The organism is Burkholderia sp. AU44665, from assembly GCF_030504405.1.
In the GTDB taxonomy this organism is placed as follows: Bacteria; Pseudomonadota; Gammaproteobacteria; order Burkholderiales; family Burkholderiaceae; genus Burkholderia; species Burkholderia semiarida.
In genome coordinates this window covers 190,381-212,748 of sequence record NZ_JAUJRI010000008.1, presented here as the reverse complement: position 1 = coordinate 212,748, position 22,368 = coordinate 190,381, and the positions used below count along the sequence as shown (strand labels likewise).

Below are 22,368 nucleotides of genomic sequence, written 5' to 3'. Positions count from 1 at the left end.
CGCGAGTGAGTGATCAGGCAGGGGTGAGCCACAGCGTCGCGAGCGGCGGCAGGCGCAAGGTCGCCGACCACGCCTCGCCGTGGGCCGGCACGGCTTCGGCCCACACGGCGCCGTCGTTGCCGGCGTTGGTGCCGCCGTACGGCGCGGCATCGGTGTTCATCAGTTCGCGCCAGTGGCCGGGCGCGGGCAGCCCGAGGCGGTAGCCGCTGCGCGGCACGGGCGTGAAGTTGCACACGGCGACGACGAGGTGCCCCGCATCGTCGCGGCGGGCGAACGCGAACACGCTGTTGTCGCGGTCGTCGCCGATCAGCCAGGAGAACCCGGCCGCGTGGCAGTCGAGCGCATGCAGCGCCGGTTCGGCCGCATACGTGCGGTTCAGATCTCGCACCAGCCGCTGCACGCCGCGATGCGCGGGCGCGTCGAGCAAGTCCCAGTGCGGTGTCGCATCGTGCGCGAACTCCGACCATTGCGCGAATTCGCTGCCCATGAACAGCAGCTTTTTGCCGGGATGCGCCCACATGAAACCGAAATACGCGCGCAGCGTCGCGAGCCGCTGCCACGCGTCGCCGGGCATCTTCGCGACGAGCGAGCCCTTGCCGTGCACGACCTCGTCGTGCGACAGCGGCAGCACGAAGCGCTCGGAGAACGCGTACACGAGCCCGAACGTCATCCGGTCGTGGTGATAGCGGCGGTGGATCGGGTCTTCGTGCAGGTATGCGAGCGTGTCGTGCATCCAGCCCATGTTCCATTTGAAGTCGAAGCCGAGCCCGCCGTCGGCGGTCGGCGCGGTGACGCCCGGCCATGCGGTCGATTCTTCCGCGACGGTGACGACGCCGGCCGGCGCGGACGCACCGTGCAGCGTGTCGTTCAGCCGGCGCAGGAACGCGACCGATTCGAGGTTCTCGCGGCCGCCGTACACGTTCGGCACCCACTCGCCTTCCTTGCGCGAATAGTCGCGGTACAGCATCGACGCGACCGCGTCGACGCGGATGCCGTCCACGTGATAGCGGCGCGCCCATGCGAGCGCCGACGCGACGAGGAATGCACTGACTTCGGTGCGCCCGACGTTGAACACGCACGTGTTCCAGTCGGGATGCATGCCTTCGCGCGGATCGGCATGCTCGTACAGCGCGCTGCCGTCGAATTGCGCGAGCCCGTGCGCGTCGTTCGGAAAATGCGCTGGCACCCAGTCGACGATCACGCCGATGCCGGCCGCATGCGCGCGATCGACGAACCGCGCGAAACCCTCGACCGGCCCGAAGCGCGCGGACGGCGCGAACTGCGCGAGCGGCTGGTAGCCCCACGAGCCGCCGAACGGGTATTCGGCGATCGGCATGAACTCGACGTGCGTGAAGCCCATCCCCTTCACGTATGGAATCAGCCGCTCGGCGAGTTCGTCCCACGTCGCGCTGCGGTCCATCTGTTCGGGGATGCGCTGCCACGATTCCGGATGGACCTCGTAGATCGACCACGGCACGCGATAGCGGTCGTCGTTGCGCGGCCGCGCGTGCATCCAGCCGTCGTCGTGCCATGCGAACGCGTGGAGCGCCGCGACGTCGGCGACCACCGACGCCGTGCTCGGCGGCGCCTCGGTCGCACGCGCGCACGGGTCGGCCTTGTGCGGCAGCACGCGCCCGTCGGCCGCGCGCAGCTCGTACTTGTAGCGCTCGCCCGCGCCGATGCCCGGCACGAACAGCTCCCATACGCCCGACGGCCGCCGCAGCCGCATCGGATGGCGGCGCCCGTCCCATGCATTGAAATCGCCGACCACCGATACGCGCTGCGCGTTCGGCGCCCAGACCGCGAAGCGCACGCCGTCGGTATCGTCGATGCGCACCGGTGCCGCGCCGAGGCAGTCGAGCACGGCATCGGGATCGCCGGCCGAGAAGCGCGCGAGCGCCGCTTCGTCGAGCAGCGTGCCGAATGCATACGCGTCGTCGGTGACCTGGTGCGCGTTCGGCCAGTCGATCGCGAGCAGGTAATGCGGCCAGCCGCCGTCGTGTGCGATCGTCCCCGCGAAGCAGCCGGCGCGATCGATGCAGGCGAGCGCGCCGAGTTCGGCGCCGTCCGGCGACAGCGCGCGCACGCGCTCCGCACCGGGCAGCAGCGCGCGCACGACGATCCGGTCGGCCTGCTCGTGCGGGCCGAGGCACGCAAACGGGTCGGGATGGCGGCCGGCGAGCAGCGCGTCGATATCGGCGCGTTCGAACAGCGTGTCGGTCATGGGTGTCCTCCGTCGTCGGGCAGCACGCCGTCGCCGAGCAGCCGGTCGACCAGCGCCGCGAGCCCGCCGACCGGCACGCTCAGCCAGTCGGGCCGGTTCGCGGCTTCGTAGCACAGCTCGTACGACGCCTTGTCGATCAGAAACAGCGCGAGCAGGCGGTCCGCGTAGTGCGGATCGACGAAGCGCGCGGGCGCGTGGTCCGCGGCCGCGCGATAGCATTCGACGAAGCGGTCGGCGGCGGCCTGCCCGAAGCGGTCGAACAGCGCGCGCTTGCGGCCGGCGGCCTGGGGCGGCGCTTTTTCGATCGCGAACTGCGCGGTCGCGCTGACGTATGACAGCGAGCGCAGCAGGCCGGCCACGTCGCGCAGCGGATGCGATTTCGCGCGACGCCGCTCGAGCGGGCGCGCCGGTTCGCCTTCGAAGTCGATCAGCAGTGCGTCGCCCTGCACGTCGAGCACCTGGCCCAGATGGAAATCGCCGTGAATCCGCGTGCATTGCGCGTCGAGCGTGCGCGGCACGAGCTCGCCGAGCGCCAGCACGGCCGCGTCGCGCGACGCGAGCAGCGCGTCGGCCGACGCGCGGGTGGGCGCATCGAGCACATCGAGCCGCGTGCGCAGCACGTCGAGCGCGCGCTCGAACGATGCGATCGCGTCCATGCACCAGCCGTCGATGTGATCGGGCGTCGCGCGCGCCGGCGCGAACGCGGGATCGTCGGACGGCTGCGCGAGCGCGACGTGCAACTGGCCGAGCCGCGTGCCGATGATGCCCGCGAACGCCGCGTAGCCGAGCAGCGCGTCGGGTTCCTCGTCCGTTTCGGCCGCCTCGCCTTCGTCCGCGGCCGGCAGCGCGAGTTCGTCGATCGCGCGCCGCAGGAAGTCGAACGAGCGCGTCCACGCATCGCCCTGGTTGTCGACGTAGCGCTGCAGGATCGCGACCGTATGCGGCGTGCCGTCCGGATCGACGTGCACGACTTCGCCGGCCAGCGTCGCGGTGTTCGCATAGCCGATGCGCGTCAGGTGCCGGCTCATTTCCGCTTCCGGATGAACGCCGTGCGCGACCTTGCGCACCAGCTTCAGCACGATCGCGTCGCCGATCACGAGCGAGCTGTTGCTCTGCTCGGCCGCGAGCCAGCGCACTTCCGCGTCGTCGCCCGGATCGAGCCCGGCGAGCGCGTCTTCCGGCAGAAAGGTGAGCCGGCCGCCGTCGGACGTGGGCACCGTCGCGCCGTCGCGCAGCTTGCGCAGCATCCCGCGCGCGAACGCCGGCAGCGCGAACGCGTCGGTCAGGTAGCCGACCGTATGGCCGCGCCGCACGCGCGCCAGCGCGAGTTGCGCGAACAGCGGATGGGACGTCTCGCCGCCCCACGCGGCCGCGAGCGGCACCACGTAGCGTTCGACGCCGCCGTCGCTCGCCGACACCCATGCCTCCGCATACTGGAACGGCTCGTCCGGAATCGGCGTGACGACGTTCAGCCACGCGTCGCCGATCTTGCGGTCCTTCGACGCGAACCAGCGCCGCCGCGCGAGCCATGACGCAAGCGCGTCGTGCGCGAGCGTGTGCAGTTGCGAGACGTCCGGCCGCGTGTCGCCGCGCCGCATCACGAGCGTCACGTATTCGGGCAACGGTTCCGCGTGCGGCTGCCGCCACGACGGCTCGCGGCCGTGCTCCGCGAGCACGAACCAGAGGAATCCGTACGGCGGAAAGGTGAGGAGATACGGGAGCTGGCCGATCGGCGGAAACGGCGAATCGGACGTCATCTCGATCGGCACGCGGCCCGCGAATTCGGACAGGTCGAGCTCGACCGCCTGCGATGCGCGCGACAGGTTCGCGACGCACAGCAGCGGCTCGTGGCCGTCCAGCTCGCGCAGATATGCGAGCACCTTGCGGTTGTCCGGGCGCAGGAAGCGGATCGTGCCGCGCCCGAACGCCTGCGACGCCCGGCGCGTCGCGAGGATGCGCCGCGTCCAGTTCAGCAGCGAATGCGGGTCGCGCGTCTGCGCCTCGACGTTGATCGCGTCATAGCCGTACAGCGAGCCCATCACCGGCGGCAGCACCAGCAGTTCGGGGTCGGCGCGCGAGAAGCCGCCGTTGCGGTCCGACGACCACTGCATCGGCGTGCGTACGCCGTCGCGGTCGCCGAGGTGGATGTTGTCGCCCATCCCCAGCTCGTCGCCGTAGTAGATCACCGGCGTGCCGGGCATCGACAGCAGCAGCGAATTGATCAGCTCGATGCGGCGCCGGTCGCGCTCCATCAGCGGCGCGAGCCGGCGCCGGATCCCGAGGTTCAGCCGCGCGCGCCGGTCGCTCGCATAGGTCTGCCATAGCAGGTCGCGCTCCGAATCGGTGACCATCTCGAGCGTCAGCTCGTCGTGGTTGCGCAGGAACACGGCCCACTGGTTGCTCGGCGCGAGCGCCGGCGTCTGGCGCATGATGTCGAGGATCGGGAAGCGGTCCTCGCTCGCGATCGACATGTAGATGCGCGGCATCAGCGGGAAGTGGAACGCCATGTGGCATTCGTCCTCGTTGCCGAAATATTCCTGCACGTCTTCCGGCCACTGGTTCGCTTCCGCGAGCAGCATCCGGTTCGGGTATTCGGCGTCGATCGTCGCGCGGATCCGCTTCAGGATCGCATGCGTCTCCGGCAGGTTCTCGTTGTTGGTGCCTTCGCGCTCGACGAGGTACGGCACCGCGTCGAGCCGCAGCCCGTCGATGCCGAGGTCGAGCCAGAAGCGCATCACCTGGATCACTTCGCGCACGACGGCCGGGTTGTCGAAATTCAGGTCGGGCTGGTGCGAGTAGAAGCGGTGCCAGTAATACTGGCCGGCCACCGGGTCGTGCGTCCAGTTCGACGTTTCGGTATCCAGAAAGATGATCCGCGTGCCCGCGTACTTCGTATCGGTGTCGGACCACACGTAGTAATCGCGATACGTGGAGCCCGGCTTCGCGCGGCGTGCGCGCTGGAACCACGGATGCTGGTCCGACGTGTGGTTGATCACCAGCTCGGCGATCACGCGGATGCCGCGCGCATGCGCTTCGCGGATGAAGCGCCGCACGTCGGCCAGCGTGCCGTAGTCGGGATGCACGTCGCGGTAGTCGGCGATGTCGTAGCCGTCGTCGCGTCGCGGCGACGGATAGAACGGCAGCAGCCAGATCGTGTCGACGCCGAGCTCGGCGATGTAGTCGAGCTTCGCGATCAGGCCGGGGAAATCGCCGATGCCATCGTTGTTCGAATCGTAGAACGACTTCACGTGCACCTGGTAGATGATCGCGTCCTTGTACCACAGCGGATCGTCCGCGCAGAGCGCGGGTTCGCGGCGGCGCGCGCGGCGCCGGCGCGGCGTGCCGGCCGGCGCGAGCGACGGGAATTGCGCGCGGCGCACGTCGTCGAGGGAATCTTCGCGTTTCATCATCCGTGGGCTCCCGAGGAAGGTCGGGCGTCGTCCGGCGCGGGCGTCGCCGCCCGCGCGGCGCCCGGAGGCGGCGCGAGCCGCCAGATGGCGTACGGCCGCACGTGCGGATCGAGCGACACGTACTGGCGCTGGCCGCGCCAGGTCTGCGCGTGCGCGGCGTCCTGTTCGAGCGCATCGAGCGGCTCGCCGTCGGCCAGCCCGAGGCCGCGCCACAGCGCCGCATCGAGCGTGAAGTTGGCGGCCTGCGGATGCCACGGGTCGAGGCTGATCGCGACGACCACCACGCTGTCGAACGCGGGCGTCGCCTTCATGAACACGAGCACCGAATCGTTGTCCGCGTCGACGAACGTGAGCCCGAGATGCGTCTGCAGCGCCGGGTGATCGCGCCGCGCGCGGTTCAGCCGCGCGATTTCCGCGCCGATGTGCGCGGCCTTGCTCCAGTCGCGCGCGCGCAGCTCGTATTTCTCCGCATCCGCGTATTCCTCGCTGTCCGGCAGCGGCGCCGATTCGCCGAGCTCGAAGCCCGAGTACAGGCCCCACGAGCCGGCCAGCGTCGCCGCGAGCGCCGCGCGGATCACGAACTGCGAGCGCGGCGCGTTCTGCAGGTGGCGCGGGTTGATGTCGGGTGTGTTGACGAAGAAGTTCGGCCGGAAGAATTCGCGCGCGGGGCCGGCCGTCAGCTCGGTCAGGTAATCGATGAAGTCGCGTTTCGATTCGCGCCACGTGAAATACGTGTAGGACTGCGAGAAGCCGACTTTCGCGAGGCGATACATCATCCCCGGACGCGTGAACGCCTCGGACAGGAACACGACGTCCGGATGCCGGCCGCGCACGTCGTCGATCATCCACGCCCAGAACGGCAGCGGCTTCGTGTGCGGGTTGTCGACGCGGAAGATCCGCACGCCCGCGTCGACCCAGAACAGCACCGCGTCGCGCAGCGCGAGCCACAGGTCGGGCAGCGCGTCCGGCGCGTAGAAATCGGGGTTCACGATGTCCTGGTAACGCTTCGGCGGGTTTTCGGCGAAGCGCAGCGAGCCGTCGGGCCGCCACGCGAACCAGCCCGGATGCGCGGCGAGCCACGGATGGTCGGGCGAGCACTGGATCGCGAAATCGAGCGCGATCTCGAGCCCGTGCCCGCGCGCGGCGTCGACCAGCGCGCGGAACGAATCGAGCGTGCCGAGCTGCGGATGCACGGCCGTGTGCCCGCCGTCGGGCGAGCCGATCGCATACGGGCTGCCGACGTCGTCGGGGCCCGCGGTCAGGCTGTTGTTGCGGCCCTTGCGGGCCGACATGCCGATCGGGTGGATCGGCGGGAAATACAGCACGTCGAAACCCATGTCGCGGATGCGCGGCAAATGCGCGATCACGTCGTCGAACGTGCCGTGCCGGTGCGGATCGTCGCTCGCCGAGCGCGGAAACATCTCGTACCAGCTCGAGAAGCGCGCCTTGCGGCGTTCGACGTCGACGGGGTAGGTCGTCGCGTCGTGCGTGACGAACGGGCGGTAGCGCAGCGCCGCGTACGCATCGGCGAGTTCGGGCGCGCCGATCAGTGCGAGGCGGTCGTCGGGCGACGCGTCCTTGAGCTCGGCGGCGAGCCGTTCCATCTGCTTGCGCGCGCGCGGATCGGCCGGCTCGGCGTGCTTCAGCGCGGTCGCGAGCAGCAGTTGCGCTTCGCGCACCTCCAGCGTGACGTCCTGGCCGGCCGCGCGCTTCTTTGCGATATCGGTGACGAGCGATGCCCAGTCGTCGCGCCACGCGACCACGCGGAATTCATGACGGCCGAGCCGGTCGAGCGAGACGCGCGCATGCCAGCGGTCGTTCGGCTCGGCTTCGAACGGCACTTCGCGCCAGGTATCGTCGTCGGCGGCGCGCCACTGAAGCACGGCCGCCAGATGCGCGTGGCCGTCGGTGAAGATCGACGCACCGACGACGAGCGGCTCGCCGATCACGCGCTTGATCGCGAAGCGGCCGCCGTCGGCCGACGGCTCGACGCGCTCGATCGCGATCCGGTCGGCTGCGAGCGCCGCCGACAGCACGGTGCGCTCACGCGCGGCGTCCGGGCGTGTCGTGACGGGCGGCGCCCGCCACGCGTGCAGCAGCGCATACGCGCCGGGCGCGAGCGTGAACGGTTCGAGCGCGGCAGGCGGGTGCGCGTGCGTGCCGGCCTGCGTGACGACGCGCGTGAAGCCGCCCGGCACGCCGGGCAGGATCGTCGCGGGGTCGAGCGTGGCGGGCGCGTCGAGATCGGGATTCAACGCGATCAGCAACGCCGCGTCGTCATGGTCGAGCGACGGGCCCGTACCGCGCAGCAGCGCGGTCGCGTGCGCGGCCGGCGCGCTCAGTTGCACGATTTCGCCGCGCGTCGCCGCGACCGGGGTGGCGCGGCGCCACGCGTTCGCATCGGCGAGCGCGCCCGACAGGTCGAAACGCGCGTGCTCGAATGCGGCGCGGTAACGTTCGGCATCCGCGTCGCGCGCCATCAGCGGCACCGTCACGCCGCGCTCGAATCCCATCGGCACGAGCCAGCCGGTGCCGACGGCCGCGGCCGTCCACAGCGCGCGGCGATACGCGCGGGCGACGGTGTCGTCCGACGCGTCGGGCCAGTCGTCGGCGAGACGCGGGCCGTCCGGCGCATCGGGGAACGCGATCGGCGCGCCGATCCGACGCAGCAGCCGGTGTTCGTCCGCGAACCACGGCGCGCGCAAGTCCCACCAGCGCACCGATGAAAACACCGCGTCGAACCCGGCGCCTTCGAGCTGCGCGAGCGCATCGCGCGCATGGCCGGGCACACCGGCGAGCACCGCGGCGTCCGGGCGTGCGCGGCGCAGCGCCGCGCGCCACCCCGGCCACCAGTCGGCCGGCAGATGATGCGGCGCGTCGATCAGGAAGCCGGCCGCGCCCGCGTCGGCGAACGCCGCGAGATGCGCGCACCACCATGCCGACAGCGCGTCGCGCACCGCTTCGTCGCCGGCGTTCGCATGCGCGATATCCAGCGCGTGCGCGGTGCCGCGCGGATCGATCAGCGCGTCGTCGTGCGTGTGCTCGACGTACCAGTCCGGATGCTCGGCGCGCAGCGGGTTCTCGCGTGCGATGCGATCGGGCACGACTTCGAGCAGCAGGCGCAGCCCGTGGCCTTTCGCCAGTTGCGCGAGCCGCGAGAAGGTTTCGAGCGCGCTCGCGCGCGTCTCGAACGACCGGGCCGGCCGCCGGAAATCGGCCACGTGGCGCGGAAAGCCGGCGACGCTCGCGGCCCAGAACGCGCCGACCAGCACGTGGTCGAAGCCCATCCCGGCGATATGCGCGAAGGTCTGCGGCCACGCGTCGAGCGGCCCGACGAGGCGGGCGTCGCAGAAGTAGAGGTGTGGAGCGAACGGCGGTGTGGAGTCCATGGCGTGGCGCGGGCGGATGGCGGCGAGCGGTAACGCAGCGGCATCGCAATCGGTGTGCCTGCTGCGCGATCACCGGCGGAACAGGGCGTGCACGGGAAGGCGGTTTGAAAGGGCCTGTCGTTTTTACATGACCGCCGAGGCCGCACCTGTATTACATGCGCGGGATGGACCGAATATCCGAGCTGTCGCCCGTCGCCGGATCATCGTCCGTATCCGGAATCGGCACACCGGGGTCATAGCGCACCACCTTGCCGTGCTCGATCCGGTGCGGGAACGACGGCGGCGCGTCCACGTCATCGCCGAAACGCGCACGCACGAACGCGCGCAGCAGCGCCACGCGCGTCTCGTGGCCGTGGGCGCCGCAGGTCGACGGGCCGTCGACGAAGGTGGCGTCGCATTCGACGTCGTCGCCGTGACGCGCGATCCGCAGGTCCTCCACGCGATCGAGCACCGCACCGGCGTCGGCCCACGACGCCGACGGCGCGAACGGCGCATCGAGATGCCGGAACGCGTCGCAGGCGGCCGTCACGACGACGGTCGGCGCGACGGCCGTGAAGCGCAGCGTGTCTTCATCGTCGGCGCACAACGCGCGTGCGCACCAGTAGTCGAGATCCTTTCCGTCGAGTGCGTCGGTTCGCATGGGCTGCCTCCGTCGGAGCGAGAAAAGGCTCACCGCGCAAGCGCCGTGCCCGTCGCGGGCGTCGCGCGCATCCGCGCGACCAGCGGATAGTGATCCGATGCGTGCCGCGCTCGCGCGCTGCGATGCACGACCACGTCGACCAGCAGCTCGCCCGGATGAATCCAGATCCGGTCCAGCGAGAACACCGGGCACACGGTCGGGAACGTGCGCGGCGCCGGCGCGCGCCGGAACCGGGTCACGAGCGCTTGCAGCGCGCGGCCGCGCACGAACCACTCGTTGATGTCGCCGAGCAGGATCACCGGCATCGCGCCCGTGTCGAACGCCGCAAGCAGCCGCTGCACCTGCGCGCTGCGTTCGCTCGCCGACAGCCCGAGATGGGTCGCGACGACGCGGATCGGGCCGGCGCTGCACTCGATGTCGGCGTCGAGCGCGCCGCGCGGCTCGCGCGGGTGGAACGACAGGTCGAGCGTGCGCGCCGCGCGGATCGGGCAGCGCGACAGCACCGCGTTGCCGTAGCGGCGCTCCGGCGTGTCGATCGTCGGGCCGGCCACCGCGTGCATGCCGGTTGCGTCGCGCAGATGCGCGAGCACGTCCGGCGCGCGCGTGCCGCCGAGCGGCACCTCCTGCAGCGCGATCACGTCTGCGTCGAGTTCGTCGATCACCGCCGCGATCCGGTCGGCCGCGCGCGCCGGCCACGCGCCGTAGCCGCCGCGGATGTTGTAGGTCGCGATCCGCAGGTCGCGCCCGCCCGGCGCGGCGGCAGGCGCCGCTTCGGCGGTGACGACGTGCGGCGGCGGGGCCGCGTGTTTGCTCAACGCCATCGTCGCAATATCCTCACGAGCAGGATCGACACGCCGACCAGCGCGAGGCCGATCGCCGCGAGCCACGCGAACGCGCCAGGGCCGGGATGGCTGAGCGCCGCGGTCAACTGATGCGCGAACGTGACGGTCAGCACGATGCCGGGCAGCATCCCGAGCGCGGTGCCGATCAGGAAGTCGCGCAGCCCGATGTGCGACGCGCCGGCGACGAGGTTCACGACGGTAAACGGCGCGATCGGCAGCAGCCGCAGCACGGCCATCGCGACCACGCCGCGGCGGCCGATGTGCTCGCTCAGCCGGTTCGCGCGGGGGCCGGCGAGCCGGCGCACCGCGTCGCGCCCGAGCCAGCGGCCGAGCGCGTAGGTCGCTGCGGCCGCCGCCATCGAGCCGACGCCCGCATACGCGAAGCCGGGCCATGCGCCGAACACGAGCCCCGTCGCGGCGATCAGCAGCGTGATCGGCACCGCGAAGGTCGCCGCGACCACGTAGGCCGCGAGCAGCAGCGCCGGCGCGGCCGGCAGCCGGGCGATGGCGGCCACCGCGTGCGACAGCGACGCGACGTTCAGGTGCGTGCCCAGCGGCGTGAAGCGCCACGCGAGCGCGAGCGCGGCGATCGCGAGCACGATCGCTCCGAGCACGAAAAAGCGCGCGGTGAGCGAGCGGTGCTGCTCGTGCGGCACGAATTCGCGCACGAACCGGTCCGGCTCGATCGGCTGCTCGGGATCGAGCCGCGCGCTGACCGGCACGAGCGCCTCGAATTGCGGCGACACGGCCGGATCGAGCGTGCGCAGCGTGCGGCCGGGCTTCGCGCGCAGCCGGTCGAGCACGACGTTCGGCCGCTCCCCGCCCGCGAACGCGTCGGCCACCGCGGCGGGCGTCGTGCCGAGATGTTCGGCCAGCAGCCGCTCGCGCATGCCGGCGATTGCCGCGCGAATGCGTGGATCGCCTGCCGCGACGAGCGCGATGCAGCATTCGGTGTCGAGCAGCATCGAGCGGTTGTTCAGGTTCGCGCTGCCGATCACGATGCATTCGTCGTCGACGATCGCGACCTTGCTGTGCACGTTCACGCACGCGTCGCCGAGCCCGTCGACGTGCGGATACAGCAGCCGGTAGCGGTCGAAGCGGTCGGCCGACGCGAGCGTCGCGTGCAGCCGCGCGCGCAGCACGCCCATCGTCGCTTCCTGCAGCCAGCCGCTCTGCACCCGCGGCGCGACGACCGTCACGTCCGGCCCGTGCGTATCGGCAAGGCGAGCGGACAACGCTTCGCGCACCACCGCCGCGGTGAAGTACTGGTTTTCGATATACAGGTGCCGGTGCGCGGCGCGGATCGTGTCCTCGACGAGCGCGCGCACCTGCAGCACCGGCTCGCGGCCGCCGTGGCGCGGCGCCGTATACGCGATGCCGAGCCGCACGTCGCGCACGTCGACGCGCGCATCGGGCGGCCACGGATCGTCGTCGGCCGCCCGCTCGAGATGCCGCTGCGCGCGGATCGCGATCGGGCGCCCGCACGCCTGCAGCCAGCGCGAGCGCGCCTGTTCGCCGATCGCGGCGGCCGCGTCGCCGTCGAACATCGCGTGCACGTCGTGGAACGGCGCGTACGGCATGCCGTGCTCGTCGCGGCGGCGCGGGTCGTCGGCCGCGTGGGCCGGCGTGTCCCAGCGGGCGCGCGTCAGGTCGAGGCCGCCGACGAACGCGAGCCGGTCGTCGATCACGACGAGCTTCTGGTGATGCGACGCGCCGCGCGGGTGCGCATCGTCGAGCCGGAACCGGATGCCGCGATGCGCGCGCCAGCCGGCCCGGTACACGGGCGGCCAGTCGCGCTCCAGCGCGTAGATCATCGCGAAGTCCCACGCGAGCACGTAGATGCGCAGGTTGTGGCGGGCGGACGCGAGCGCGTGCAGGAAGGCCGCGAGCGTATCGGGCAGCGTGTCGCCGGCGCCCGCGGGCGCGAGCCGCATCCGGCTGTCCACGTCCCAGCCGACGATGAACACGGTATGGCGCGCGCGCAGCAGCGCCGCGCGTAGCGTCGAGAAGTACGCGTCGCCGTCGACGAGCATCGCGAAGCGGTCCGCGCCGCGGATCGCGTCGCAGTTGCGCCCGCGTTCGAGCAGGCCGTGCCGCGGCGGGCCGTCCGCCGGCGCGGCGTCGATGCGCCGATCCTCGGCGCGGGTCACGCGGTCCGGCACGATCATCGTGCGCCGACGTCCCGGTCGCCGTCGATCCGCTGCAACAGTGCGTCGCAGCGCGCACGCAGCGCCTGCAGTTCCGGCGAATGCGCGTCGAGCCGCACGCGTTCGCCGTGCACGACCGCGATGTCGTAGATCTCCTGCGCGATCGTCGCAGACGCGTATGCGATCCTGATCCGGTCGAGCCAGTCGCATTCGGCGCGCCGGCACGCGAGCCACGCGCGCAACGCGCCGACCAGCTGGCTGGTCGTGAGCCAGGCGCCGGTGCGCATGCGCGCGGCGAGCTGGCTCGTCACGAGATAGGAGAGCAGGTCGGTCTGGGTCACACGAAACTCCTTGACGAGGTGTCGGGTTGACAGGTCCGCACGCACGCGATGTTTTGCAGCGTCTCGCAGATCGCCGCGAATTCCGGCCCGCTCGTGCGCGAGAACGAGACGGAGATGTCGTCGGTGTCCGGATCGTCGTCCGACTGCTGGACGATGAACCGTTTCACGCGCACGCGGCCGGGGCCGAGCGCTTCGTGCAGCGTGTTGAGCGTCAGGCCGCCGCGCTCGGCCACCAGCAGCAGCGTGCGTTGCTGGCGCTGCGCAATGAAACGGCGCTCGAGCGGCTTCACGCCTGCGAGGATAACGAGCACGATCGCCGTCGCGCCGACCGACGCAACGACCATGCCGCCGCCCGCGGCAAGCCCGACGCCGGCCACGGCCCACAGGCTCGCGGCCGTCGTCAACCCGCGCACCACTTCGCCGCGCAGCAGGATCGAGCCCGCGCCGAGGAAGCCGATGCCCGACACGACCTGCGCGGCGACCCGCGACGGATCGACCACGACGCCGTTCTGCCCGCGCACGTCCTCGAAGCCGAACGTCGATACCAGCATCACGAGCGCGGAGCCCACGCACACGAGCATGTGCGTGCGCAGCCCGGCGGCCCAGTTCAGACGCTCGCGTTCGAGCCCGATCACGCTGCCGAGCAGCGCGGCCAGCAGCAGGCGTCCAAGCAATTCGAGGTGACCGATCATGATGTGCATCCGTTCGGGCCCTGCGCGAGGCGGGCCCGGTAGCGCTTAGATGCGGAAAAGGGACGCAAGCAGCGTGCCGGCCGGGCACGGTCCGTGCGCGCAAGGACCGGGGTGCGCGCGGCGTGCATGCGGCGCGCATTTTTTGCATCGCCATCGCAGATAAGACAGGAGGCCACCTTGGCACATCAACAGGACGCACAGGTTCGGGACCCGTATCGCGGCCACGAGATTCTCGTGTGGGCGCGGCCCAACGAGCGCGGCGCATGGCGCGACGAGGTACAGGTATACGTCAACGGCGCGCGCATCGAGCTGGTGGTGCCGGAGGCAGCCGGCCCCGAATGGCTGACCGAGGTCGAGGCGCTGCGGGCAGGCGTCGAACGCGGCCGCTATTTGATCGATAAGCGCGTCGACGACGACTGATCGGCATGGCGCTTGCGGCGCCGCGTGCCGCGACAGTATCCCGCACCACTCCGAGAACCCATGCCGGCTGGCGCCGGGAGGAAACGATGAGCGATTCGCGCACCCTGCATATCTATCGTTACGACCCCGATCGCGACGCGCAGCCGTACCTGCAGCGCTACGAGATCGACGTGGACTCGGCCGACCGCATGCTGCTCGACGTGCTCGGCCGCGTGAAGCGCGACGACGAGACGCTCGCGTATCGCCGCTCTTGCCGGGAAGGCATCTGCGGCTCGGACGCGATGAACATCAACGGCAAGAACGGTCTCGCGTGCCTGACCAACATGCAGACGCTGCCGCGCGAGATCGTGCTGCGGCCGTTGCCGGGGCTGCCGGTGGTGCGCGACCTGATCGTCGACATGACGGATTTCTTCAATCAGTACCACTCGATTCGCCCCTACCTGATCAACGACACGACGCCGCCCGCGCGCGAGCGGCTGCAGTCGCCGGAAGAGCGCGACCAGCTCGACGGGCTGTATGAATGCATCCTGTGTGCATGCTGTTCGACGTCGTGCCCGAGCTACTGGTGGAACCCGGACAAGTTCGTCGGCCCGGCCGGGCTGCTGCAGGCGTACCGGTTCATCGCCGATTCGCGCGATCTCGCGACGGCCGAGCGGCTCGACGATCTGGAGGATCCGTACCGGCTGTTCCGCTGCCGGACGATCATGAATTGCACGGACGTGTGCCCGAAGGGGCTGAATCCGACCAAGGCGATTTCGGAGATCCGGACGATGCTGGTCAGGCGGACGGTGTAGGTACTACGGCCGCGCGGCGACCTCGTCCAGATGCCAGAGCAGATCCGCAGGATCGTCGTACACGCGCAGCGCGCCCGCCCGCTCCAGTTCGTCGCTGCCGTAGCCGCCCGACAGCAGCCCGACGCCCAGCGCGCGGCAGCGGGCGGCGGCGAGCATGTCCCAGATGCTGTCGCCGACCACCACCGTATGCTCGATCGGCACGTTCAGTTTCGCGGCGGCGGTCAGGAACAGGTCGGGGTCCGGCTTCGCATACTTCACCTGATCGCGCGTGACGACGACGTTCTTCGCCGGATCGACGCCGAGCGCCTCGAGATTGATCGCCGCGGTTTCCATTCGCCCGCTGGTCGCGATCGCCCAGCGAATGCCGGCATTCGACAGCGCGGCGAGCAACTCGCGCGCACCCGGCAGCGGCCGGACCTGCGCGCGCAGCCGCTGGTACGCGGCCGCATGCAGCCGCGCGAGCCGCTCGACGCGCTCCGCGTCGATATCACCGGCCGTCTCGCGCAGCAGCTGGTTCAGGAACAGGCCGCCGCTCATCCCGATCTTGCGATGGATGCGCCATACCGACAGTTCGATGCCTTCGGCATCGAGCGCTTCCTTCCACGCGAGCACGTGCTGATAGACGCTGTCGACGAGCGTGCCGTCGAGATCGAACAGAAATGACGTTTCAATGCGCATGTAACTCTCCTGGCCTGATGGTGGTCGGGCAAATCGTCGGTAAAACCCGATTCGTCACATTATCGGCGCGCGGCCGTGTCACCGCCATGTCCCGCGCCGCACGCGCCGCACGCGCCGCGCCCGGCGGCGGCGTGTCGAACAGCGCTGGTACAATCGCGCCGATGCGCCGGGCGGGCCGCCCGCGCGCGCCCAACCTTCGTCGAATCCCCGTATGGCAACCCCCGACGCCGTCAGTTCCGAACAATCGTGGTGGGGCGTTCTGGCCCTGGCACTCTCCGCCTTCATCTTCAATACCACCGAATTCGTGCCCGTCGCGCTGTTGAGCGCGATCGGCGACAGCCTGCAGATGCAGCCGACCGCCGTCGGCCTGATGCTGACGATCTACGCGTGGGCCGTCGCGGTCGTGTCGCTGCCGCTGACCTTCGTCACGCGGCACGTCGAGCGCCGCAAGCTGTTGAGCGTGGCGCTGCTGGTGTTCGTCGGCAGCCACGTCGTGACCGGCTTCGCGTGGAATTTCACGGTGCTGATGATCGGCCGGCTCGGCATCGCGTGCGCGCATGCGGTGTTCTGGTCGATTTCGATCCCGCTCGCGGTGCGGCTCGCGCCGAGCGACCGCAAAAGCCGCGCGCTCAGCCTGATCGCGATGGGCTCGGCGATCGCGATGGTGGCCGGCATTCCGCTCGGCCGCGTGATCGGCGAGGCGTTCGGCTGGCGCATCACGTTCCTGATCATCGCGGGCGCGGCGGGCGTCACGCTGCTGTTGCTGCGCGCCACGTTGCCGTTGCTGCCGAGCCAGGGCGCCGGGTCGCTGAGCAGCATCGGCGTGTTCCTGCGCAAGCCGGCGCTGGTCGCGCTGTACGCGATCACGGTGCTGGTCGTGTCCGCTCACTTCACGTCGTACACGTACATCGAACCGTTCGTGCAGAGCATCAACCATGCGAGCAACAGCCGGATCACGTACGTGCTGATCCTGTTCGGCGTCGCCGGCCTGCCGGCCGCGGTCTGCTTCAATCGCGTCTATCCGCACCGGCCCGACGATTTCCTGCTGGCGTCGATCGTCGCGCTGTCGGGCTGCCTGCTGATCCTGTTCCCGTGCGCGCTGAACATCGTCACGTTGTCCGTGCACACGCTGGTGTGGGGCGGCGCGATCGTCTGTTTCGGGCTGGCGATGCAGGCGTGGGTGCTGAAGCTGGCGCCCGAGGCGACCGACCTGGCCGTGTCGATCTACTCCGGGCTGTACAACGTCGGCATCGGCGCCGGCGCGTTGCTCGGCAACCATATCGCGGGCGACTTCGGGCTGCCGTGGATCGGTACCTTCGGCGGCGTGGTCGCGATCTTCGCGGCCGGGATCGCGTGGGCCGCGTTGCGGCTGCATGAGCGGCGGGCAGTGGCTTAGCGCCATCGCCACACCGCACTTCATCCCGCATGGTCAATGCGCCCCGCCGTGCCTGATCCCCGCCGCATCGCGCTGCCGCAGTTTCGCATACAGCGTCGTGCGTGAAATGCCGAGTTGCCGCGCGGCCGCCGACACGTTGCCGTCATGCTCGTCGAGCGCGCGCCGGATCGCATCGAGCGACTGTTCGCGCAGGCTGGCGTTGGCGTGAGGGCGGCCGGCCGGCGCCGCGTGGCACACGTCCTCCGCGTCGGCGAGTACGTCGGCGTGCCGCGCCGCGGTCGTGCGATCGAGCGGGGCGCGCACGGTGCGCACCCATACGTGGCTGCCATCGTCGCGCGCGATCCGCTGCGGCGTGCGCGACGGTGTCAGCAAGCGACGCTGCTGCGCGGGTGTCGCGCCGGGAAACAGTTGGCGGTGACCGACCGGCGCGACCGGCCCTTCGGGCGCGAGATCGAGCATCCGGCGCGCCAGGCGGCTCACCGCACGCACGCGGCCCGCTTCGTCGAGCGCGATGACGCCGGCGAGCGGCGTGCCGAGCCAGCGCGGATCGAATTGCACCTGCAGCAGATGGCAGTCGCGCAGCATCGCATAGAGCCGCTGCTCGGCCGACAGCGACGCATGCCGGAACGGCTCGTGCAATTGCGCGACGTTGCGCCGGCCGATCCCGGTGATATCGAGCGCGCCGATCACTTCGCCGTCGAAACCGACGAGCGGCACCGCGAGACAGAACACCCGCGAGAACTCGTCGAGATAGTGTTGCGCGCCCGCGACGACGGCCTCGGCGCCGTCGTGAATCACGCAGCTCGGCGCGGTCGTGCCGATGTTCGGTTCGACGATCCGGCGGCCGGCGACGATCGGCGTCAGCAGCGCGTCGTCGCATTGCGGGCTGCGCCGCGCATGCACGATCGTGCCGCGTGGGTTGACGCACATGATCGCCCATTCGCGGCCGCCGAACGCGGCCCACAGCGGCTCGATCTCCTGCGCGACGCAGCGATAGAGCCGCCGGTCGTCGCGGGATTCGTCGCGCTCGCGCTGCATTTCATAGCGGGCGGCTTCCCACGGCCGCAGCCCGGCCGCGCGCGAACGCAGCCACGAGCGCGCGACGCTGGCCGGCAACGCCGTTTCCGGCAGCGGCTCGCCCGCAGCGAAGCGGGCGCGAAGCCGGTGGAGGTCGACCGGCCGTGCAGGGGATTCGGGGGCTGTATTCACGCTGCGCTCCAGTTGGGGTCGAAGGTCGGGGCTGGACGTGCAGGCCCCGTGTCGCGCGAATGCGTAATATAGCCCGGCGCCCCCGGCGCGGTATTTTCGCGGCGGCTACGCTGCCGTGCGAGGCCCCCGGCGGTCGCCATGTACCGCGCGGACGGCGGCGCATCGCCGCTCAATGCGGCAACCGCAGGATCGGCTTGAGCGTGCTTCCGTTGCTGCTGTCTTCCGCCGCCTGGTTGATCTGGTCGAGCGGATAGAACTTCACCAGCCGGTCGAACGGAAACCGACCTTGCAGATACAGCTGCACGAGCTGCGGAATGAACGTCTGCGGCACGCTGTCGCCTTCGACGATGCCGCGGATCGTGTGGCCGCCGAGCAGCAGGCTGTTCACGTCGAATTCCGCCTTCGTGCCCAGCTTCGGCGCGCCGACCACGCCCATCGTGCCGCGCGAGCCGAGCGCGTCGATCCCTTGCGACAGCACGGCCGGCAGCCCGGTCGATTCGAGCGCGTAGTCGACGCCGCCGCCGGTGATCTCGCGGATCGCGTCGACGACGTCGACTTCCCGGCTGTTGATCGCATGCGTCGCGCCGAGCTCCAGCGCCAGCGCGAGCCGCGACGGCACGATGTCGACGGCGATGATCGTCGTCGCGCCGGCGATGCGCGCGGCCATCACGGCGCTCATGCCGACCGCGCCCGCGCCGAAGCTCGCGAAGCTGCTGCCCGGGCGCACCGCGAGCGAATTGATTACCGCGCCCGCGCCGGTCTGGATTCCGCAGCCGAGCGGGCCGAGCAGTTCGAGCGGCGCTTCCTTCGGCACCTTGATCGCGTTGTTCTCGCGTGCGAGCGCGTAGCTCGCGAACGACGACTGCGCGAAGAAATGATCGTGCAGCGGTTGCCCGGCCTCGTCCCGCATGGCCGTCTGGCCCTCCGAGTCGGCGCCGCCGAAATTCAGCGCGAAGAACTGCCGGCAATACGCGCCGTGACCGCCGACGCACGACGCGCAGTGGCCGCACGCGCCGTAGGTCAGCACGACGTGATCGCCGGCCGCGAGCGTCTTCACGTTCGGGCCGACCGCCTCGACCACGCCGGCGCCTTCGTGGCCGAGCACGGCCGGCAGCGGCACCGGATAGTACTGGTCGCGCACGATCAGGTCGGTATGGCACAAGCCGGTCGCGACGACGCGCACGAGCACCTCGTCGCCGCGCGGCGCGCGAATGCGGGCGGATTCAATGGAGAAGGGTGCGCCGGCCGCGCGCGCGACGGCCGCGGTGACGGCGCGTGTATCGTGTTCGGTGTACATGATCGGTCTCCTCGTCAAATCGGATACAGCGGCGCTTCACCCTTGATCGTCAGCCACTGCCACTGCGTGAATTCCTCCCAGTTTGCCGCACCGCCGATGCTCGAGCCATTGCCCGATGCGCCGACGCCGCCGAACGGGTTGATCGCTTCGTCGTTGACCGTCTGGTCGTTGATGTGCAGCAGCCCGGTGTTCAAGCGCTCGCCGATTCGCAGCGCGCGGCCGACGTCGGCCGACAGGATCGCCATCGAGAGCCCGTATTCGGTTTGATTGGCGAGTGCGATCGCGTCCTCGTCGGTATCGAACGGCACGACGATCGCGACCGGCCCGAAGATTTCCTCGTCGAATGCCGGATTGCCCGGCGCGACGCCGCTCAGCACGGTCGGCTCGAAGAACAGGCCGCGATGGCCGCCGCCCGTCTCGACACGCGCGCCCGCGCGGCGGGCCGCGTCGACCACGCTCGCCGCATGGTCGCGCTGCGCGGCGTTGATCAGCGGGCCCAGGCCGACGTCGCCGGTGGCCGGGTCGCCCACGCGCAGGCTTTGCGCCTTTTCGACGAGCTTCGCGACGAAGCGGTCATGAATCGCGCGCTGCACGAGCACGCGGCCGGTCGCCATGCAGATCTGGCCTTGATGCAGATACGCGCCCCACGCGGTGTTGGCGACCGCGCGGTCGAGGTCGGCATCGTCGAGCACGATCAGCGAATTCTTGCCGCCGAGTTCGAGCGATACCTTCTTCAGATGGCGGCCCGCCGCTTCGCCGACCTTGCGCCCGGCCGCGGTGGAACCCGTGAACTGGATCATCGCGACGTGCGGATCGGCGACCAGCGCCGCGCCGGCCGCGCCGTCGCCGGGCAGCACGTGCAGCACGCCTTCGGGCAAGCCGGCGAGCTCGAACACGCGGGCGATCGCGATGCCGCCGCACACGGCGGTGCGCGGATCGGGCTTCAGCACGACCGCGTTGCCGAGCGCGAGCGCCGGCGCGACCGCGCGTATCGCGAGGTACAGTGGGAAATTGAACGGCGAGATCACGCCGACCACGCCGCGCGGGCGGCGGCGCGCGAGCGACAGCCGGACTGCCGTCGACGGCAGCACTTCGCCGGCCGCGCGCGACGGCAGTCCGGCCGCTTCGTGCAGCGCCTTGATCGTGACCGACGTTTCGAACGACGCCTTCGCGCGGGTCGAGCCGCTTTCGCGCACGAGCCAGTCGACGATCGCGTCGAAGTGCGTTTCGGCGACGGCCGCCGCGCGGCGCAGGACCGCCGCGCGGTCGTCGTAGGGTAGGGCGAACCACGCGGGCTGTGCGCGATGTGCGGCGGCCGATGCGTCGGCGATGGCCGCGCTGTCCGCGAGACCGATGCGGCCGAGCGTGTTGCCGGTCGCCGGTTCGATCACGTCGGCCGCGTGCGGGCTCGCGTGCCAGCGTCCGGTGAAGATCCTGCCGCGCCAGATGTCGGCGTCGAAGAGGGCGGGGTTCCTGCTGCTATCCATGTGCGCTCCTGGGGAAATTCGGATCGCCGGATCGGGTGTTGCCTGGCGTCGACCGGCGTGCGCGCGAGGGTAGGCCGGTGTGGGGAAGCGGGGCTATCCGGGTTTCTTCCCACGCGCGGCGCGCGCATGGTTTGGAGAGCGTTCGCGATTCGGTGTACGGAAACTGGACAGTCGGTGGGTGGATTGTTGCGGCGTGCCGGCCGATGACGCGGCAGGTAGAGCGGGTGCGGCGCGACGTGCGCCGTATCCGAAGGCTCGGCGCGCAAAGCGGCGCCAAGGCCCATGCTCGGCTTTTCTCGAGCCAGGCCACCTCCACCAGCAACAAGGCGCCAGACTTGCGCGTGATCGTCTCAGGCGTCGAGACCGGCGCCGCCTGCCGCCGGAACCCGACGCACACCAACCGCTCCTGCCATTCCGTCAAACTGGACGAATCCGTTCTTCACCTCCGATCCACGCCAGCCGCTTCGAAGGGGGCGATGCAACCGGAGAACGGAATCCGCGTGCTCAAACCAGCATCGATTGTTGGGCGAAGATACCCGCCATCGCGCCCTGCGACGATGCCTGGGTGACCGAGGGCAAGAATGGCGTGGCGAGGTCGCCGGCGGCGTAGATACCGGGCATGCTGGTTTGGCGGCGCGCGTCGACCTCGAGGACGATGCCGGTGGGCGTATCGACCGTGGCGAGGCCCAGCGATTCATGCAGGCTTGCGGACGGCTTGTTGCGCGGCTGGGCGAACAGGATGTCGACCGCGACATGGCGGCGGGTATCGAGATTGACGGTGGTGATATGGCCATTGCGATGGGCGATCTCCACGATCCGGCCATCGACGACAGGGATGTTGCGGCGGGCCAGATCGGCCTGGATATCCGGCGCGATGTCGTGACCATCGGCGAAGACGGTCAATTTGTCGGTCCAGTCGCGGAACAGCCTGACAGACTGGTGCGACTGCGGGCCGGACCAAACGAGCCCCCAATGCTGGCCGGCGGCTTCAAAGCCGTCGCAATAGGGGCAGGGTACGATGGACGTGCCCCAGCTTTCCGCGAAGCCCGGAACATCGGGCATCTGATCGGCGACGCCATAGCTCAGGATCAGGCGGCGCGCCGTCAGGATTTCGTTATCGTCCGTGACGACACGGAAATCGTCGATCGCGCCGGACACGCTCTCCGCCCGGGCATTGACCAGCGTGATCGTCGGATAGCGCGCCAGTTGCCGTCGCGCCTCGACCAGGATGTCCAGCGGCGGCTTGTGATCGTGGCCGAGCAGGCCATGTGAATGGCCGGCAAAGCGGTTGCGCGGCCGGCCGGTATCGAGCACGGTGACCGCGCGGCGGGCCCGACCGAGCTGCAGGGCGGCGGCGAGGCCGGCAAAGCTGCCGCCGATGATGATGACGTCGTTCATGGTG

General features: G+C 70.4%; 16 protein-coding genes. 3 read left to right on the top strand and 13 right to left on the bottom strand.

The features are described 5' to 3' along the window. Positions 1-13: 13 nt before the first annotated feature. The 8 genes from glgB to QZM15_RS18900 all read right to left on the bottom strand — a co-directional run bounded on the left by glgB (position 14) and on the right by QZM15_RS18900 (position 13,685). Positions 14-2,224, bottom strand: a complete 2,211-nt coding sequence (gene glgB / locus QZM15_RS18935; protein WP_302107024.1) for a 1,4-alpha-glucan branching protein GlgB — start codon at positions 2,222-2,224, stop codon at positions 14-16. Further along, positions 2,221-5,631, bottom strand: a complete 3,411-nt coding sequence (gene treS, locus QZM15_RS18930; protein ID WP_302107068.1) for a maltose alpha-D-glucosyltransferase — start codon at positions 5,629-5,631, stop codon at positions 2,221-2,223. The genes glgB and treS overlap by 4 nt, the downstream gene beginning before the upstream one ends. Next, the gene (locus tag QZM15_RS18925) at positions 5,631-9,023 is read right to left on the bottom strand and encodes a maltotransferase domain-containing protein (RefSeq protein ID WP_302107023.1); all 3,393 of its coding nucleotides are present in this window, start codon (positions 9,021-9,023) and stop codon (positions 5,631-5,633) included. The genes treS and QZM15_RS18925 overlap by 1 nt, the downstream gene beginning before the upstream one ends. Before the next feature lie 151 nt (positions 9,024-9,174). Further along, entirely contained in the window at positions 9,175-9,663 is a 489-nt protein-coding gene (locus QZM15_RS18920; RefSeq protein ID WP_302107022.1) for a phage protein NinX family protein, read from the bottom strand. Between the two features lie 29 nt (positions 9,664-9,692). Further along, entirely contained in the window at positions 9,693-10,484 is a 792-nt protein-coding gene (locus QZM15_RS18915; RefSeq protein WP_226225623.1) for an endonuclease/exonuclease/phosphatase family protein, read from the bottom strand. Next, positions 10,475-12,673: a VTT domain-containing protein gene (locus QZM15_RS18910; RefSeq protein WP_302107021.1), complete on the bottom strand. Its 2,199-nt coding sequence runs from the start codon at positions 12,671-12,673 to the stop codon at positions 10,475-10,477. The genes QZM15_RS18915 and QZM15_RS18910 overlap by 10 nt, the downstream gene beginning before the upstream one ends. Beyond that, positions 12,670-12,993 (bottom strand): hypothetical protein, encoded by a 324-nt coding sequence (locus QZM15_RS18905; protein WP_059575052.1) that lies wholly within the window; start codon positions 12,991-12,993, stop codon positions 12,670-12,672. The genes QZM15_RS18910 and QZM15_RS18905 overlap by 4 nt, the downstream gene beginning before the upstream one ends. After that, on the bottom strand, positions 12,990-13,685 hold the full coding sequence (locus tag QZM15_RS18900; protein ID WP_059575219.1) for an MgtC/SapB family protein: 696 nt from the start codon (positions 13,683-13,685) through the stop codon (positions 12,990-12,992). Before QZM15_RS18900 ends, QZM15_RS18905 begins: the two co-directional genes overlap by 4 nt. Before the next feature lie 177 nt (positions 13,686-13,862). On the opposite strand from QZM15_RS18900, the gene QZM15_RS18895 reads away from it, so the two are divergent. Together QZM15_RS18895 and QZM15_RS18890 are read left to right on the top strand one after the other, a co-directional pair. Beyond that, positions 13,863-14,105: a DUF6566 family protein gene (locus tag QZM15_RS18895; RefSeq protein ID WP_059637224.1), complete on the top strand. Its 243-nt coding sequence runs from the start codon at positions 13,863-13,865 to the stop codon at positions 14,103-14,105. 86 nt (positions 14,106-14,191) lie between these two features. Next, positions 14,192-14,899, top strand: a complete 708-nt coding sequence (locus QZM15_RS18890) for a succinate dehydrogenase/fumarate reductase iron-sulfur subunit (protein ID WP_302107020.1) — start codon at positions 14,192-14,194, stop codon at positions 14,897-14,899. 3 nt (positions 14,900-14,902) lie between these two features. Here QZM15_RS18890 and QZM15_RS18885 read toward each other — a convergent pair whose 3' ends face one another. After that, positions 14,903-15,577 carry an HAD family hydrolase gene (locus QZM15_RS18885; RefSeq protein WP_027785977.1) on the bottom strand — a complete coding sequence of 225 codons (675 nt, stop codon included), beginning with the start codon at positions 15,575-15,577 and terminating at the stop codon, positions 14,903-14,905. A gap of 211 nt (positions 15,578-15,788) precedes the next feature. Between QZM15_RS18885 and QZM15_RS18880 the strand changes: the two genes are divergently transcribed. Further along, a complete protein-coding gene (locus QZM15_RS18880) occupies positions 15,789-16,973 on the top strand; it encodes a sugar transporter (RefSeq protein ID WP_124860405.1) in 1,185 nt (394 codons plus the stop codon). A 33-nt stretch (positions 16,974-17,006) separates the two neighbouring features. Here the strand turns inward: QZM15_RS18880 and QZM15_RS18875 are convergent, their stop codons facing one another. From QZM15_RS18875 to QZM15_RS18860, 4 genes are all read right to left on the bottom strand, one after another. Further along, positions 17,007-18,182, bottom strand: coding sequence for a helix-turn-helix domain-containing protein (locus QZM15_RS18875; protein ID WP_302107019.1), 1,176 nt, complete (start codon positions 18,180-18,182; stop codon positions 17,007-17,009). Positions 18,183-18,351: 169 nt separating this feature from the next. After that, positions 18,352-19,479 (bottom strand): NAD(P)-dependent alcohol dehydrogenase, encoded by a 1,128-nt coding sequence (locus tag QZM15_RS18870; protein WP_302107018.1) that lies wholly within the window; start codon positions 19,477-19,479, stop codon positions 18,352-18,354. 14 nt (positions 19,480-19,493) lie between these two features. Further along, positions 19,494-20,966: a benzaldehyde dehydrogenase gene (locus QZM15_RS18865; protein ID WP_302107017.1), complete on the bottom strand. Its 1,473-nt coding sequence runs from the start codon at positions 20,964-20,966 to the stop codon at positions 19,494-19,496. A gap of 504 nt (positions 20,967-21,470) precedes the next feature. Continuing rightward, entirely contained in the window at positions 21,471-22,364 is an 894-nt protein-coding gene (locus tag QZM15_RS18860; RefSeq protein WP_302107016.1) for an NAD(P)/FAD-dependent oxidoreductase, read from the bottom strand. Positions 22,365-22,368 lie beyond the last annotated feature (4 nt).